This is a genomic window from Amycolatopsis thailandensis, assembly GCF_042723255.1.
GTDB classification, from domain to species: Bacteria; Actinomycetota; Actinomycetes; order Mycobacteriales; family Pseudonocardiaceae; genus Amycolatopsis; species Amycolatopsis thailandensis.
The window spans coordinates 17,885-33,358 of the sequence record NZ_JBHXJK010000029.1 but is presented as its reverse complement, the minus strand read 5'-3'; the positions used below and the strand labels follow the sequence as shown (position 1 = coordinate 33,358).

Sequence of the window (15,474 nt, the reverse complement as noted above, 5' to 3'; positions counted from 1 at the left end):
CACTCCCACGGCGCCGGGGGCGAGACGGTAGCGTTCCCGGACGTGGCCGTGACCGATCCCGTGGACATCCGCCTGCTCGCCGCCCTCGCGGACCTGGGCAAGGCGGCCGTGCACGAACTCGCGGCCAAGGTCGGCATGGATCCGCGAGAGGTCGCGTACCGCCTGGTCGCCCTCTCCGGCAGCGGGTTGCCGCTGCTCGTGGGCGTCGAGAGCGATCCGAACGGGCTGCGCGCGGCCATCGCGAGCTCGCCGCCTTCCTGGGCCCAGCAGCCTCAGCAGGCCCCACCGCCACAACAACCTCAGCAGCCTCAGCGTCCGCCGGGTCACTCCGGACCGCACAACGTCCAGGGCACCCCCTCCGGGCCGTACAACGTCCAAGGGACGCCGTCGGGCGCGTACAACGTGCACGGCACGCCGTCGGGCCGGTATCCCGGTCCGCCGTCGGCCCCGGTGCGGCAGCCGATGGCGCCGCCTCAGCAGCAGCCACGGCCGCCTGCCCCGCCGCAGTTCGCGCCGCCGCCGGCGCCCGCCGACCCGGTGATGAGCACCTGGGGTGTCCCGCAGACCGCGTCCTGGGCCCGCGGCGACGAGCAGCAGCCCGCGCCGCGGCAGGTCCCCGAGGGCAAGAAGGGCAAGACCGGCGACGTCATGGAGACCCAGGGGCTGGAGGGCGAGCAGCTCACCGTCCAGTTGCTCGAGGTCCAGGACCCGGCGGACTACCTGTTCAGCGCGGCGGGATACTCGCTGGAGGCCGGGGAACGGTCGGTCGTGGTGCACACCGAGATCACCAACCGCGGGAACATCCCGTTCGTGTCGCTGCCGGACAACTATCTCGAACTGCTCACCGCGGACGGCAAACCGATCGCGAAGGCGCCGGTCTCCCTCACCTCGCGGCCGCCGCACAAGATCGGCGTCCGGCCGGGCGAGACGCTCGGCGGGCACACCGTCTACGTGCTGCCGGACGCCACCCGCGTGGTCGCCGTGCGCTGGTCGCCGCGGCCGGAACCGGACGAACGCACCCTGACCTGGTCGATCGAGGACTGAGCGCGCAGCGGCTCTTCAAGTACATGAAGGGGTCCTTCACGGAGCCAGGCGCAAGCAAGGGGGCCTTCATGTACTCGGCACCGCGCCGCCGCGAGTAGACCAAGAGCGCATTTAGAGGACTAAATGCGCAGCAGCTAGTTCTCGTCCTGCAGGATCCGCAGGGCGTTCGCCAGGTCGTCCGGGTACTCCGACTCGAACTCGACCCAGCGCCCGTCCGACGGATGCGCGAAGCCGAGCGTCTTCGCGTGCAGCCACTGCCGCGAAAGCCCCAGCTTGCGCGCGAGCACCGGGTCGGCGCCGTAGGTGAGGTCGCCGACGCACGGGTGCTTGAGCGCCGAGAAGTGCACGCGGATCTGGTGCGTGCGGCCGGTCTCCAGTTTGATCTTGGCCAGCGACGCGGCACGGAAAGCCTCGACGACCTCGTAGTGCGTCACGCTGGGCCGCCCGCCCTGGACGACGGCGAACTTGTAGTCGTGCCGGGGATGCCGGTCGATCGGCGCGTCGATGGTGCCGCGCGTCGGGTCCGGGTGGCCCTGGACGATGGCGTGGTAGCCCTTGTCGACGGTGCGTTCCTTGAACGCCCGCTTCAGCACGGTGTACGCGTGCTCGCTCTTCGCGACGACCATCACGCCGGTGGTGCCGGCGTCCAGCCGGTGCACGACGCCCTGGCGTTCGGCCGCGCCCGACGTCGCGATCCGCAACCCGGCGGCGGCGAGCCCGCCGACGACGGTCGGGCCGGTCCAGCCAGGGCTCGGGTGCACGGCGACACCGACCGGCTTCGCGATCACCACGATGTCGTCGTCGTCGTGCAGGATCTTCATGCCCTCGACGGGTTCCGCGACCACTTCGATCGCCGAGGCCGGATCGGGCAGCGTCACTTCGAGCAGCCCGCCGGCGGACAGCCGGTCCGACTTCCCGGCAGGCCTGCCGTCGAGGAAGATCTCGCCGGATTCGGCCAGTTCCGCCACGACGGTGCGGGAAAGTCCCAGCAGTTTCGCCAATCCCGCGTCGACGCGCATGCCGTCGAGCCCGTCGGGAACGGGCAACATCCGCGCGCTCATTCGCTCGCCGCCTTCTTCTTGTCCTTCGTGGACGATCCGTCGTAGTCCTTGCCCAGCAAGGAGAGGATCACGATGAGCACGCCGCCGACGCAGATCGCGGAGTCGGCGACGTTGAAGATCGCCCAGCCCTGCCCGTTCGGCGCGAACGCGGAGATCATGTCGACCACGTGCCCCTGGAGCGGGCCGGGGGCGCGGAAGATCCGGTCGGTCAGGTTGCCGAGCGCGCCGGCCAGCACCAGGCCGAGGCCGATCGCCCAGCCGACCGAACGCAGCCGCCGGGCCAGCCAGACGATGGCGACCACGACGGCGACCGCGACCAGCGCGAGCACCCAGGTCAGCCCGGTCGCCATCGAGAAGGCGGCACCGGGGTTGCGCACCAGCTGGAAGTACACCAGCCCGCCGAGGAACTCGACCGGCTGCTTGCCCTCCAGCGTCGACACGGCGATCTGCTTGGTGAGGAGGTCGATCCCCCACAGCACCGCGGCGACGACGAACACGACGGCGACGCGCTTTTTGGGCAGCGGCGGCGCCGGTGGCGCGGTTTCGGGCTCTGTGCTCACTCCCCCATTGTCCACGGAGCGTGCTCAGGTCTCCTCGGCGGCCGCCTTCGGCCTGCTCAGCAGTGCCGCGAACGCCCCGGCGAGCGCGACCAGCGAAGACAGCACCAGCGCGAACTGCCCCCGCGCGAGCACGACGGCGCAGAGCACGAACGCGGCGGCCACAACCAGTACGAGCACGCTGCGGTCCAGCCAGGCGAGCGCGACCAGGCCCAGTGTCAGCAGGATCGCGCTCCGCGCGTCGCCGTCGATTTCGAATTCCCAGAAACCGACCAGATCCGCCAGCGGGATCGCGACCATTCCCCCGACAGCGATCAGGGCGACCTTCCACCACGGCGTGGTCTTCGCCCGGATCGCGTAGAACAGCACCGTGCCGAGGTAGACCGCGAGGACGGCGAACAGCCAGCCGTCGTTCCGGCCGAAGCCGGAGAACGACAGGTCGATCGCGGTCGCGGTCGCGCGGCTCATCTCCACGCCATAGAGCCCTTGATGCAGGCCCGGGCCGTGGTTGGGCGCGTAGGCGAACCATCCCCCGGGCGGGCCGGTGCCGACGGACGAGGCCACCACCACCAGCTGGGCGAATCCCAGCAACGCCAGCGGAAACCAGTAACGCGGTCGCTCGTTCCCCATGCGGGGTGAGGGTAGTGGGTCAGGCGCAGAACGGGGGAAGCTCCCGCGGATCGTTCTCCGGCACCCAGCGGCCCTCGGGCTTTTCGTACTGCCAGCGCGCGCCGCGGGCGACGATCTGGCGCAGCGCCAGGACGACCCGGTCCACGTGTTCGGTGGTGCTGCCGAGGCCGAGGCTGACCCGGACGGCCTGCTGCCCCGTCGAACCGGCGGCGGCGATCAGCCGCTTGGTCGCCACGTGCGCGCAGAAGGCACCGTCACGGACGCCGATGCCGTACTCCGCGGAAAGAACCGCGGCGAGCCAGCCCGGTTCGAAGCCATCGACGACGAAGCTGAGCGTGCCGACCCTGTCGACCGGGGCGTCGAACAGCCGAAGCTCGGCGAATCCGGGGATACCGGCGAGACCGCGACGCAGCCGCGCCAGCAGTTCGTCCTCGTGGGAGACGATCGCTTCCCAGTTTTCGGCGAGCGTCTCGCAGGCGACACCGAGCGCGTAGACACCGACGGTGTTGGGGGAACCGGCTTCGTGCCGCTCGGCGCCGGAGTTCCAGACCACGCCCAGATCTTCCGCGTCGCGGGTGACGAGCTTCGTCGCGCCACCACCGGCGAGGTACGGCTGGGCGGCGCGCAGCCAGTCGGCGCGGCCGATCAGCGCGCCGGCGCCGAAGGGCGCGTACAGCTTGTGGCCCGACAGTGCGACGTAATCGACGTCCAGTTCGCGAACAGAGATCTTGCGATGCGGCGCGAGCTGCGCCGCGTCGAGCGCGATCCGGGCGCCGTGCCGCCGCGCGACGGCGGCGATCTCCTTGACCGGCAACAGTTCCCCGGTCACGTTGGACGCGCCGGTGATGACGACCAGCCGCGGGCCCTGCGGGCAGTCCGCGAGAGCTTCGTCCACAGAGGACACAGCGGCGAGGCGGGTGCGCGGCGTCGAAATCCGGCGGACGTTCGGGCCCTTCCACGGCAGCAGCGCGGCGTGGTGGTCGGTGTCGAACACGACGACCGACGTGTGCTTCGGCAGGCTGCGGGCGAGAAGGTTGAAGGAATCGGTGGTGTTGCGGGTGAACACGACGGTGTCGGTCGACCGCGCGTCGACGAAGTCACGCAGGATCCCGCGCGTGCGCTCGTAAAGCTTGGTGGAGATCTGCGAGGCGAACCCGGCGCCGCGGTGGACGCTGGCGTACCAGGGGAGGAATTCGTCGACCGCGGCGCGGACCTTGTCCAGACAGGGAGCGCTCGCCGCGTGATCGAGGTTGGCGTACCCGATCTCGCCGCCGGTGACCAGCGGAACCCGCAGACCGGCACACGCCACCGTCGGAACTTCTTGCGAGACAACGGTTTCCGCGACGACGGCGGGGGCGTTCGTGCGTTCGAGAGCGAGAGTCATGGTCATCCTCCGGGCCAGGGGACCCGACAGAGGATCCCGCGCTTGCCCGTCGCACCACGCGACGAGCCAGGTCCTCACCCGGGGCACCCCACCGCGGAAGGAGGGTTGCCGGTCAGCTAGCCGGGGCTTGACGCTGACACTCGTGACCTACGAACGAAGTTAGCGGATGCACCGGCGATCAAGCCACCCCTTGTCCGGATGTTGAGACGCCGGTCACGCGTTCCGCAATCGAGGAGAACCGTTGCCCGGCGCCGCGCCGCGCCGGGCAACGGGAGGTCAGACGCGGAATCGGCCCGGCAACGGGACGACGGAACGCGAAGAGACCTCGGTCGCGGTACCGGAGTACTGATCGGTGCCCGCGGTGAACTGCCAGCCGCCGAAGGTCTTGCCGTCGACAGCTTCGCCGTAGGCCTCGGCGACCTTGGTCGAGACCTCGTCGTACGACATGCCGTTCCAATTGCCCGCGCCGACGCCGAAGTCGCGCGAGTCGCCGCCCTGCGCGGCGGCCGCGGGCAGGATCCACAGGGTGAAGTGCACGTGGGCGCCGGTGCTGCTCCCACCGCAGGGCAGCGCGTTGCCGGTCCGGCCGAGGGCGTCGCCGGGGGCGACCTTCTGGCCGTCGGCGACCGAAATGCGCTCCATGTGGTAGTAGCCGGTCCGCCAGCCGCCGTCGTGGTCGACGGTCACCCAGTCGCCGCCGTCGCAGTGCTGGATCCGGACGGTGCCGGCCAGCGGAGCGCGCACGGTCTTGTCGCCGGGACTGAAGTCGATGGCGTTCTTCACGCCGGAGTTCCCGTTGTCCGAGTGGATGCCCGCCGAGTAGACCGATTGGCCCGCGTCGAAGGGCAACCCGAACGCGGGGAAGGCGCCCGTCGCCGACGCCACCGGCGCGATGAGAACCACTCCGACGAGTGCGGCTGCGGCCCCCAGACCGGCGAACCGTGCAGGAAGTTTCGTCACCTTGCGTACTCCTTAACCCGTGACACTCACCCATTCGACGGAGTGGATTGCCGGGAAAGTAATCCAAAAGGAGTACAAAAGGGAAGAATTTTCTTAGATCAACCGACGAACAGCTGGTGCCGGTTCGTGACCTACTGGCCGGATTCGCCCTTCCACCTGGCGAGGCGTCCGGCGCGGTCGACGGCGCGGAGCCGTCGTTCGGCCGCGTCACGGGCGTCGGAGGTGGTCACGACGAGTAACTGGTCGCGTTCCTGGAGCCGGGTGTTCTTGTTGGGCGTGAAGCCGGCGCCGTCCCGGACGAGGAGGCTGATCGTCGCCCCCACCGGAAGCCGCAGTTCGGCCAGGTAGACGCCGTGCATCTTGGACCCGGCGTTGATCCGGACCTGGAGGAGTTCCGCGCCCATCTCGTCGAGGGGCGCGGAGTCGACGTCGATCTCGTGCGCTTCGGCGTGCTGAGCCAGGCCGAGCGCTTTCGCGAGCGGAGTCAGCGTCGCGCCCTGGAGCAGCGTCAGCACGATGACCAGCACGAACACCGCGTCGACCAGCTCCTGCGCGCCCGGCACCCCGGAAGACAACGGGATCAGCGCGAGCACGATCGGGACCGCCCCGCGCAAGCCCGCCCAGGACAGGAACACCTGTTCTCGCCAGGGGACCTTGAACGGCAGCGCCGAGAGCAGCACCGACAACGGCCGGGCCAGCAACAGCACGACCGCGCCCGCGACCAGGCCCTGGACCAGGCTTTCGAAGATCCTGCCCGGCGAGGCGAACAGGCCGAGCAGGACGAACAGCCCGATCTGCGCGAGCCACCCGAGCCCCTCGGCGAAGGACAGCGTGTCCGACCGGTGCGGCAGCTTCGAGTTCCCCAGCACCAGCGCCGCGACGTAGGTGGCGAGCAGACCCGAAGCGTGGGCGAGCTGCCCGCTCGAATACGCCACGACGCAGACCGCCATCGTGGCCAGCGGGTACAGACCGGTCGCCGGGAGCGCGGCCCGTCTCAGCGCCTGCGCCCCGATCCAGCCGAAGGCCAGGCCGATCACCAGACCGGCCGCGAGTTCGTAGACCACCAGCAGCGGCAGGGACCAGTCGATGGTCGTCCCCTCGGCGAGGACGACGACGGCGATGTAGGCCGGGGCGTCGTTGATCCCCGACTCGATCTCCAGCGCGCCGACGAGCCGCTTCCCGATCCCCGCCGATCTCAGCACCGAGAACACGGCGGCGGCGTCGGTCGAGGCCAGCACCGCGCCCCACAGCAACGCCATCCGCCAGTCCAGGCCCAGCAACCAGTGCAGCGCGGCGCCGGTGACCGCGATGCTCACCGCCACGGCCACTGTGGACAGTGCGATCCCGATACCCAGCGAGGGCTTCACAGCCGACCATCGGGTGGTGAGGCCACCTTCGGACAGGATCATCACCAGCGCGGCGAGGCCGAGGGACTGCGTGAGTTCGGGGTTGTCGTAATGGATGCCGAACCCGGCTTCGCCGAGCAGGACCCCCATCCCCAGGTACAGCAGCAGCGAGGGAAGGCCGACCCGGATCGACACCCGGACGGCGATCACGGCGACGAGAAGCACGGCACCGCCGGTACCGAGGATGAGCGGGAGCTGCTCCATGTCGCCTCCCGTCCGGTCGCCGTGAGGGCTCCAGAATAGTGAGGCGGCGGTCGTCACTCGATCGTGTACCGGTCGAAAACCGTCCGGTTGGCCTGTGTTACAGACTGTCCTTTACGGACGACGCAGGCCTGCCAGGTCGACACCGAGGTCCGCGAACGGTTTTTCCGCCGCAGGCAGGACTTTCACCGCGCGGTTGCCCTCACGCGACAACCAGCCGGCGCTCACTCCGTGAGACAGTAACGCCGCGGGGACACGACCCGCCAAATGATCACGGCGCACTGTCCAATCGAGACAGTCACGCAACATCGCCCGGCGGCCGTCGGCGATCTCCACCCCGAGCGCCCCGAGCACCTCGCGTCCGCGGGCGGTCAGCGTCAAGCCGTCGGCCTCGTCGATCAGCCCGGTGGTGAGCATCCCGTCCCGCAGCGCGACGCCGACCGTGCCGGCGAGGTGGTCGTAGCAGGTCCGGGCGAATTCGAGCCGCTTCACCCGGACCGACGAGCGCAATCCCTTCACCGGACGGTGTTCGGCGTGCTGCGCCAGATGCTCGATCAGTTCCGCCACCCGGGGGTCGGCTATCCGGACGTAGCTGTGCCTCCCCTGCTTGACCCGGACGACGAACCCCGCCTCGGTCAGTTTCGTCACGTGTTCGCTCGCCGTCGACGCCGCGACTTCGGCCGCCCCGGCCAGTTCGGTCACCGTCCAGGCACGCCCGTCGAGCAGCGCGAGGCACATCGACGCGCGACTCGGGTCGGCGAGCACGGCCGCGACCTCGGCCAAGGCGATCGTTTCCATGCGTCCACCGTAGAAGACCCACGGTTCGGCGAGCACCGAAACGTCAGCCTGCCAGGAACTTCGCCGCCAGCTGGACCGCGGGTTTGGAGTCGTTGGAACCTTCGAGCATGACGGCGAAAGCGACGTCCCCGCGATAGCCGACGAACCAGCCGTTGGCGTCGGCGCCCGAGCCGAACTGTGCCGTCCCTGTCTTGCCGAAGACGGCTCCGCTGCTCTTCAGCGCCTTCGCGGTCCCTGTCGTGCAGACCTCGCGCATCATCGCCCGGACCTGGTTCAGCACCCCGGCGGGCGGGGCCTGGTATCCGGCGTTGACCTTGGTCTCCAGCCCCTGCCACAGCTTCGGCACCACCGGCTTCCCGGTGGCGACCGTGGCCGCCATGAGCGCCGCGCCCAGCGGGCTGACCTGCACCTTCCCCTGCCCGATGCCGGCTTCGACCTTCTCGTCGCCGCTGCTCGACGGTTCCACCTTCCCGGTCTCGGTGGCCAGCCCCGGGATCTCGAAGTCCGCGTTGAGGCCGAGCTGCGTCGCCGCCTTCGCGAGACCGTCCGCGGGCAACTGCCCGGCGAGCCGTCCGAAGGTCGTGTTGCACGACGCGGCGAACGCGGTCTTCAGCGAAACGGTCCCCAGGTCGAACGCGTTCTCGTTCTTGAGCGTGCGGGTCCCGATCTGCTCACTGCCCGGGCAGGCCACCTGGGAGTCGGCGGAGACCCCGCCCTGCTGCAACGCCGCGGTCGCCGTGGCTATCTTGAAGGCCGAACCCGGCGAGTAGAGGCCGTTGAGCGCCTTCGGCTGATTCCCGGCCGCGCCGTTCTGCGCGACCGCCAGCAGTTCGCCCGAAGTCTTCATCGCGACGATGATCGCGGGCCCCTGGAAACCGTCGACGGCTTTCTGCGCGGCGGTCTGGGAGGCCACACTCAAGGTCGAGACCAGCGGTTTGTCGGTCTCCGTGGCCTGCCCGAAGAGCGTTTCGACCGGCTTGCCGGAGGCGTCGACGCGGGACACGCTGACGGTGGCCGGTGTCCCGGTGCCGCCGTTCTGCCCGGACGCGACCGTGGACAGCGCCCCCTGCAGGATCGGCGCGACACCGGCCGCGTCACCGCCGACGAGGGCTTTGCCGTCCCGGTCCGCCACGACCGGCTTGGCCGAAGCGCGGGCGACGGCGAGCTGCTGGCCGGCTTCGAGCTTCGGGTGGATCACCGACATCGCCCAGCGGACCACCCATTTCCCGGCGTTGCGGACCAGCTCCAGTTTGCCTTCGTACCGCCAGACGCTGTCGCCGGGGAAGGACCACGCGGCGTGAAAGGTGGCCGACGTCGTGGTCGCGTCCCCCGCCGTCGTCGGGACCTCGCCCAGGGAGGTCTTGACCGGCGCCGAGCCGAGCGCGCCGCGTGTCGCGGACAGGGCGGCCGTGGCCGCCGCCGGGTCGTCGACCGGCGCACCGGTCAGGTCACCGGTGTCGAACTGCCGCAGGAAGCGGGCCGCGACCTGGGCGGGGCTTTCCCTCGCGCTCTCGGTGGACTCCCCCGGGCCGCCCGAGGCGGCGGGCGCCTGCTCCTCCCTGATCAGCAGCACCACCGCGGCCACCACGATGGCGACGACCGCCAGCGCGGCACCGATCAGGATCCCTCTTTTCCGGGCAGGACTCATCGATTCGCTCTCCCCCAGTACGGCACGCGCCCTCGCGCGCCCCCGGGCGCCAGCCTGCCGATTTCTCGCGCGCAAGGCGGGTAGGCGGCGAGAAAGCGACGGTTCCGAATCCTTTTCGTGATCCCGGTGATCGGGACCTTCCGGGGTGCAATGAAAGGCCCCTTCATTGCAAATTTTGCAATGAAGGGGCCTTTCATGTCACTCGCGAGGTCAGGCCTTGGCGACCGCCACGGTCACCTTCGTGCCCTCCCCGACCGTCCCGGCCGAGCCGTCGGCGACGTCACCGTAGGTCACCGAAGTGGCCAGCGTCTCCGAGGCGATGAACTCCTCGTGCGTCTTCGCCGCGGTGACCACGTCTTCCGGCGCGTCGACCGTCAGCGCGATCCGGTCGGCGACGTCGAGCCCGGCGTCACGGCGAGCCTGCTGCACGACCCGGACCAGGTCACGGGCCAGGCCCTCGGCCGCCAGCTCGTCGGTCACCTCGGTGTCGAGCAGGACCAGTCCGGCACCGCCCGGCAGTTCCGCGGCCGCGCCGCCGCCCTTGGCGACCAGACGCCGGTCGTACTCGCCTTCGACGAGCTCGATCCCGGCGGCCACGACGGCGCCGCTCTCGGACGTCGTCCACTCGCCCGCCTTGACGGCCTTGATCACCGTCTGGACGTCCTTGCCCAGCCGCGGCCCGGCGGCACGGGCGTTCACCGCGACCTCGAAACCGCCGTGCGCGGCGACGTCCGTGGTCAGCTCGACGGACTTGACGTTGACCTCGTCGCGCAGGATGTCGGTGAACTCGCGCAGCGTTTCGGCCTCGTGCGCGGCGACGACCAGCTTGGCCAGCGGCAGCCGCACCCGCAGCTTGTTCGACTTCCGCAGCGAAAGCGCCGAAGACGCCACCTGGCGCACCCGGTCCATCGCCGTCACCAGCGCCGCGTCGGCGGGCAGGTCGAGCGCGTTCGGCCAGTCGGCCAGGTGCACCGAACGGCCGCCGGTCAGCCCGCGCCAGACGACCTCGGTGGTCAGCGGCAGCAGCGGCGCCACCACCCGCGACGTCACCTCCAGCACGGTGTGCAGGGTGTCGATCGCGTCCTGCTCACCCGCCCAGAACCGGTCGCGCGACCGGCGCACGTACCAGTTCGTCAGCACCTCGAGGAAGTCGCGGACGGTCGAACAGGCACCGGCGACGTCGTAGGTGTCGAGCGCGTGCTCGACGTCGGTCACCAGTTCGTGCGTCTTCGCCAGCACGTACCGGTCGAGGACGTGCTTCGAATCCGTGCGCCACTGGCCTTCCACGCCCTCGGCGTTCGCGTAGAGCGCGAGGAAGTAGTACGAGTTCCACAGCGGCAGCACGGCCTGGCGGACGGCGTCGCGGATGCCCTTGTCGGTGACGACCAGGTTCCCGCCGCGCAGGATCGGGCTCGCCATCAGGTACCAGCGCATCGCGTCGGAGCCGTCGCGGTCGAAGACCTCGTTGACGTCCGGGTAGTTGCGCAGCGACTTGGACATCTTCTGGCCGTCCGAGCCGAGCACGATCCCGTGGGAGATGCAGGTGCGGAACGCCGGCCTGTCGAACAGCGCGGTCGCCAGCACGTGCAGCAGGTAGAACCAGCCGCGGGTCTGCCCGATGTACTCGACGATGAAGTCGCCCGGGTAGTGGTGCTCGAACCACTCGGTGTTCTCGAACGGGTAGTGCACCTGGGCGTACGGCATCGAGCCCGAGTCGAACCAGACGTCGAACACGTCCTCGATCCGGCGCATGGTGGACTTCCCGGTCGGGTCGTCCGGGTTGGGCCGGGTCAGCTCGTCGATGAAGGGCCGGTGCAGGTTCTCCAGCCGGACACCGAAGTCGCGCTCCAGTTCGTCGAGCGAGCCGTAGACGTCGGTGCGCGGGTACGCCGGGTCGTCCGACTGCCACACCGGGATCGGCGTGCCGAAGTACCGGTTGCGGGAGACCGACCAGTCGCGGGCGTTCTCCAGCCACTTGCCGAACTGGCCGTCCTTGACGTTCTCCGGGTACCAGGTGATCTGCTGGTTCAGCTCGACCATCCGGTCCTTGAACTCGGTCACCGCCACGAACCACGACGAGACGGCGCGATAGATCAGCGGGTTCCGGCAGCGCCAGCAGTGCGGGTACGGGTGCTCGTAGGTCTCGTGGCGCAGCAGCACCGCGCCCTGACGGCCGGCGGAACCGGTGCCGTTCTTGAGGTCCTTGATGATGTTCGGGTTGGCGTCGAACACCTGCTGGCCCGCGTAGTCCGAGACGGTCGCGTCGAACTTGCCCTGCGCGTCGACCGGGGTGACCGGGACGATGCCGACCGCGTCGGTGACGACCTTGTCCTCTTCACCGTAGGCGGGAGCGATGTGGACGACACCGGTGCCGTCCTCGGTGGTGACGTAGTCCGCGGACAGCACACGATGCGCGTTCTCGTGCCCGGCGAAGTACGGGAACGGTGGGGCGTAACGGGTTCCGAGCAGTTCGGTCCCGGTGTAGTGCCCGACGACCGTCGGCTCTTCACCGAGCTCGCGAGCGTAGGAGGCGACGCGCGCTTCGGCGAGCAGGAATCGCTTGCCTTCCTGCTCCGCCGACTCCACCACGACGTACCGCACGTCGGGGTGCACCGCGGTCGCGAGGTTGGACGGCAGCGTCCACGGGGTCGTGGTCCAGATCAGCAGATAGGTGCCGTCGAGCTCGTTGTCGTTGCCCTCCAGGCGGAAACCGACCGTGACGGCCGGGTCCTGGCGGCTGGCGTAGACGTCGTCGTCCATGCGCAGCTCGTGGTTGGACAGCGGGGTCTCGTCGCGCCAGCAGTAGGGCAGGACGCGGTAGCCCTCGTAGACCAGGCCCTTGTCCCACAGCTGCTTGAACGCCCAGATGACCGACTCCATGTAGGAAAGGTCGAGCGTCTTGTAGTCGTTGTCGAAGTCGACCCAGCGGGCTTGGCGGGTGACGTAGTCCTGCCATTCGCCGGTATAGCGCAACACGGACTCGCGGCAGGCGTCGTTGAAGACGTCGATACCCATCGCGTCGATCTCGGACTTCTCTGTGATCCCGAGCTGGCGCATCGCCTCGAGTTCGGCGGGCAGGCCGTGAGTGTCCCAGCCGAAGCGGCGCTCGACGCGCTTGCCCTTCATGGTCTGGTAACGCGGCACCAGGTCCTTCACGTACCCGGTGAGCAGGTGGCCGTAGTGCGGGAGGCCGTTGGCGAACGGCGGGCCGTCGTAGAAGACGTACTCGTTCGAACCGTTGACCCCGGGGTCGCGGGCGTCGATGGAGGCCTGGAAGGTCCGATCGGATTCCCAGTACGCGAGGACGCGCTTTTCCGACTCGGGGAACGAAGGCTGGGACGGGACGCCGGTCTCGCCGTCCACCTGTGCCTTGGGATACATCTTCGGTGCTCCTCGCGGTTCGTCTCTCGTACGGGCTTTCACCCACACGGGGACGAGACGGCCGTTTCCGGCGCGTTCCGCGGTACCACCCCGCTTGCCCAGCCGGTTGGTGTTCCGGCTGGGCCGCTCATTCGACGGCTGTGACGGGCCGTACCCGTCCGGTTCTACTGAGGGCGCGGGCCCTGTTCTTCCGGAGGCTCCCCGGTGATGGCCGGATCGGTGCCAGTTGATTCAAGGGTAGCGCGCGACGGCAACCGGATTGTCCGGGGTGGGTGGAAACCCGGAGGCGGCGGGCGAGGGCCGCGATCAGGCTGCCGCCCGGCGGGAGGGTGATGGACGCCGAAGAGCGGTTATGGCGCCAGATCCGCGTCACCGACCGGATCTAGGAGGGCGACTGAGGTGCCCGACGACGCGGTGAACGCTGGCTCCTGCCTCGTCGCGGGCGCGTGAGTCACTGGAACGGGCTCACCTGTCGTGGGCTTGGCTTTCAGGGATCAAGCGGATCAGCCCGACCCAGGCTGCTTCGCCTCTCGTGTGGATGGCGCGAACAACGAACCGGCCTTTCTCGATCTCGGCGTACGCCTGCTCCGGCTTTCCGCCGGCGGGGTACTCGACGCCCAGTTCCTCGCCCGCGGTCACCGAGTCCATGAGAACCGCGGGGCCGTCGGTTTCCCACAGGCCGCAGTCTTCCCACGGCGTAGCGGGATCGGCGAGGAGTCGCTCGGCTTCAGCGAGCAGGTCGCCCTCGGAATCGGCCGCGAGCCAACGGAGGAAAGCGCGGTGCTCCGGGAGGTAGCAAGTTGTGGCGGGTTCATCACCGAGGACCAGGCCTGTCGCCTCGCCGATGGAGAGAGTGCCCGCCAGCGCGTTCACCGCGCAGGCACGGTCATAGTCGTCGTCACCTCCTTCGATACTTCCTTTCCAGCGCGACAAGGCGGAGACAGGCACCACGATGAGCGGGCCGCCGAGGGATTCGACCCAGGTTTGAGTCCCTGTGATGGTCATGGTGACGAGTGTCCCTTGAGGGTCCGACAGTTCCGGTATCCAGGCGCAGCCGTGTAGGTCGTTATACAGTCAGTAGATCGGCCTATGTCCTGAGGTGCATCGTGTTGCGTCTCGGTTCCCCGGTGGGGTCGAGGTAAGCGGGGGCGGTGAATTCGGGTAACCCGTCTTGGGCGATCTGGACTTTCCATTCGCTGTGGTGGATCAGCCGGTGGTGTTTGGTGCAGAGCAGGACGAGGTTGTCGATCTTCGTTTCGCCGTGGTGCCGCCAGAAAACAATGTGGTGCGCGGTGCAGCGGGGTACGGGCATGTCGCAGCCGGGGAAGGCGCAGCCGCCGTCGCGGATCGTCAACGCGTACTTCTGTGCCAGCGACACTGTCCGTTTGGAGCGGCCGATGTCGAGTGGTTCGCCTGCGGTGCCGAGAACACCCGGCCTCACGCGAGCATCGCAGGCGAGGATCCGGGCGTCGGTCGCGCTGATCGGGCCGACCAGGTCCAGGTGAGCTTCGCCGATATCCCGGATCAGGTCCTCATACGACATGGTGACCAGGATGTGGGTGGCTTCCCCTGCCTGGCCGGGAAGGTTCCGGCTGGTCGTCTTCAACCGGACATAGTCGGTGAAGGCATCCCCGTAGCGTTCGTCCTGGGTGCGGGAGTCCCTAATCCCGTCGATGGCCTTGTGTGGTTTGGCCAGCGGGTCGAGGTCGGACTTCAACCGCGCGTAGGTTTCCAGATCAAGGGTGGCTTTCAAACCGAGCGTCCCGTCGCGGTGTTTGACGAACCGCAACTCCGGCCGCACATCCCTCGGATCCTCATCGCGCGGCTCTTTCCCATCAGGATCGAGCTTGTCCAGCAGCCGCCGTCCGGCCCGGGCGATCGCACGAGGACCGGCACGGCGGGCCAGATCGACCAGGATCTTCTCCCCACCCCGCACCTCCTCCTCCGGCACGCTCGACGGGATCCGCGCCAGGGTGCGGATGATCGCGTCGATCTGCGAGCCACCGACCGCACCCTCCGCAGCGGCCTCGGCGGTCAATGGTGCCAACGGAGGCTCCGGATCCCCGCCGATGGACGGACCGGGATACAACGCCAGCACCCGATCCGCACGATCCCTGGCTTCCTTGTCCGACACCAGGAAATCCTCGAAAATCATCGCCGCCAACGTCGAATGACCAGAACACCCACGAACACCGCGAGCATTGATCTCCGCGAGGATCGCGTTCTGCTCCGCATCCACCCGACGCTTGACGACCTCTAGTTCCTGTTTGCGGGCATGCAACGCAGCCGTGTCGACACGCCACCACTCGGTGCGCGTCGTCTCGGGTCTCTCGCTGCCGGCCACGAAATCAATGGTACTCCTGTTCGAACACCTGTGCTATCAAATATGGGGGGTAACTGTTCA

At 69.0% G+C, this 15,474-nt stretch carries 12 protein-coding genes and 1 riboswitch; of the genes, 1 reads left to right on the top strand and 11 read right to left on the bottom strand.

The window, feature by feature from the left end:
- The first annotated feature begins 42 nt into the window (after positions 1–42).
- Positions 43–1,044 carry an AsnC family protein gene (locus ACFWMR_RS14270; RefSeq protein ID WP_378378645.1) on the top strand — a complete coding sequence of 334 codons (1,002 nt, stop codon included), beginning with the start codon at positions 43–45 and terminating at the stop codon, positions 1,042–1,044.
- Between the two features lie 134 nt (positions 1,045–1,178).
- On the opposite strand, the gene ACFWMR_RS14265 is transcribed toward ACFWMR_RS14270, so the two are convergent.
- The 11 genes from ACFWMR_RS14265 to ACFWMR_RS14215 form a co-directional block, all read right to left on the bottom strand.
- Positions 1,179–2,105, bottom strand: a complete 927-nt coding sequence (locus ACFWMR_RS14265; RefSeq protein ID WP_093933904.1) for an RluA family pseudouridine synthase — start codon at positions 2,103–2,105, stop codon at positions 1,179–1,181.
- On the bottom strand, positions 2,102–2,665 hold the full coding sequence (lspA, locus tag ACFWMR_RS14260; RefSeq protein WP_191257560.1) for a signal peptidase II: 564 nt from the start codon (positions 2,663–2,665) through the stop codon (positions 2,102–2,104). The genes ACFWMR_RS14265 and lspA overlap by 4 nt, the downstream gene beginning before the upstream one ends.
- 24 nt (positions 2,666–2,689) lie before the next feature.
- Positions 2,690–3,292: a hypothetical protein gene (locus tag ACFWMR_RS14255; RefSeq protein WP_378378644.1), complete on the bottom strand. Its 603-nt coding sequence runs from the start codon at positions 3,290–3,292 to the stop codon at positions 2,690–2,692.
- A gap of 19 nt (positions 3,293–3,311) precedes the next feature.
- Positions 3,312–4,676 carry an aminotransferase class V-fold PLP-dependent enzyme gene (locus tag ACFWMR_RS14250; RefSeq protein ID WP_378378643.1) on the bottom strand — a complete coding sequence of 455 codons (1,365 nt, stop codon included), beginning with the start codon at positions 4,674–4,676 and terminating at the stop codon, positions 3,312–3,314.
- Between the two features lie 33 nt (positions 4,677–4,709).
- A riboswitch (SAM riboswitch) is annotated at positions 4,710–4,824 on the bottom strand.
- A 128-nt stretch (positions 4,825–4,952) separates the two neighbouring features.
- Positions 4,953–5,636, bottom strand: a complete 684-nt coding sequence (locus tag ACFWMR_RS14245; protein ID WP_378378642.1) for a M23 family metallopeptidase — start codon at positions 5,634–5,636, stop codon at positions 4,953–4,955.
- Positions 5,637–5,767: 131 nt separating this feature from the next.
- Complete coding sequence (locus tag ACFWMR_RS14240) at positions 5,768–7,246, bottom strand: potassium/proton antiporter (protein WP_378378641.1); 1,479 nt, start codon at positions 7,244–7,246, stop codon at positions 5,768–5,770.
- Between the two features lie 111 nt (positions 7,247–7,357).
- The gene (locus tag ACFWMR_RS14235) at positions 7,358–8,041 is read right to left on the bottom strand and encodes an ArsR/SmtB family transcription factor (RefSeq protein ID WP_093933909.1); all 684 of its coding nucleotides are present in this window, start codon (positions 8,039–8,041) and stop codon (positions 7,358–7,360) included.
- 43 nt (positions 8,042–8,084) lie between these two features.
- Complete coding sequence (locus ACFWMR_RS14230) at positions 8,085–9,689, bottom strand: penicillin-binding transpeptidase domain-containing protein (protein WP_378378640.1); 1,605 nt, start codon at positions 9,687–9,689, stop codon at positions 8,085–8,087.
- Positions 9,690–9,899: 210 nt separating this feature from the next.
- Positions 9,900–13,070: an isoleucine--tRNA ligase gene (gene ileS, locus ACFWMR_RS14225; RefSeq protein WP_378275799.1), complete on the bottom strand. Its 3,171-nt coding sequence runs from the start codon at positions 13,068–13,070 to the stop codon at positions 9,900–9,902.
- A gap of 465 nt (positions 13,071–13,535) precedes the next feature.
- Positions 13,536–14,075 carry an Imm21 family immunity protein gene (locus ACFWMR_RS14220; RefSeq protein WP_378378639.1) on the bottom strand — a complete coding sequence of 180 codons (540 nt, stop codon included), beginning with the start codon at positions 14,073–14,075 and terminating at the stop codon, positions 13,536–13,538.
- 82 nt (positions 14,076–14,157) lie between these two features.
- A complete protein-coding gene (locus ACFWMR_RS14215; RefSeq protein ID WP_378378677.1) occupies positions 14,158–15,423 on the bottom strand; it encodes an HNH endonuclease signature motif containing protein in 1,266 nt (421 codons plus the stop codon).
- Positions 15,424–15,474 lie beyond the last annotated feature (51 nt).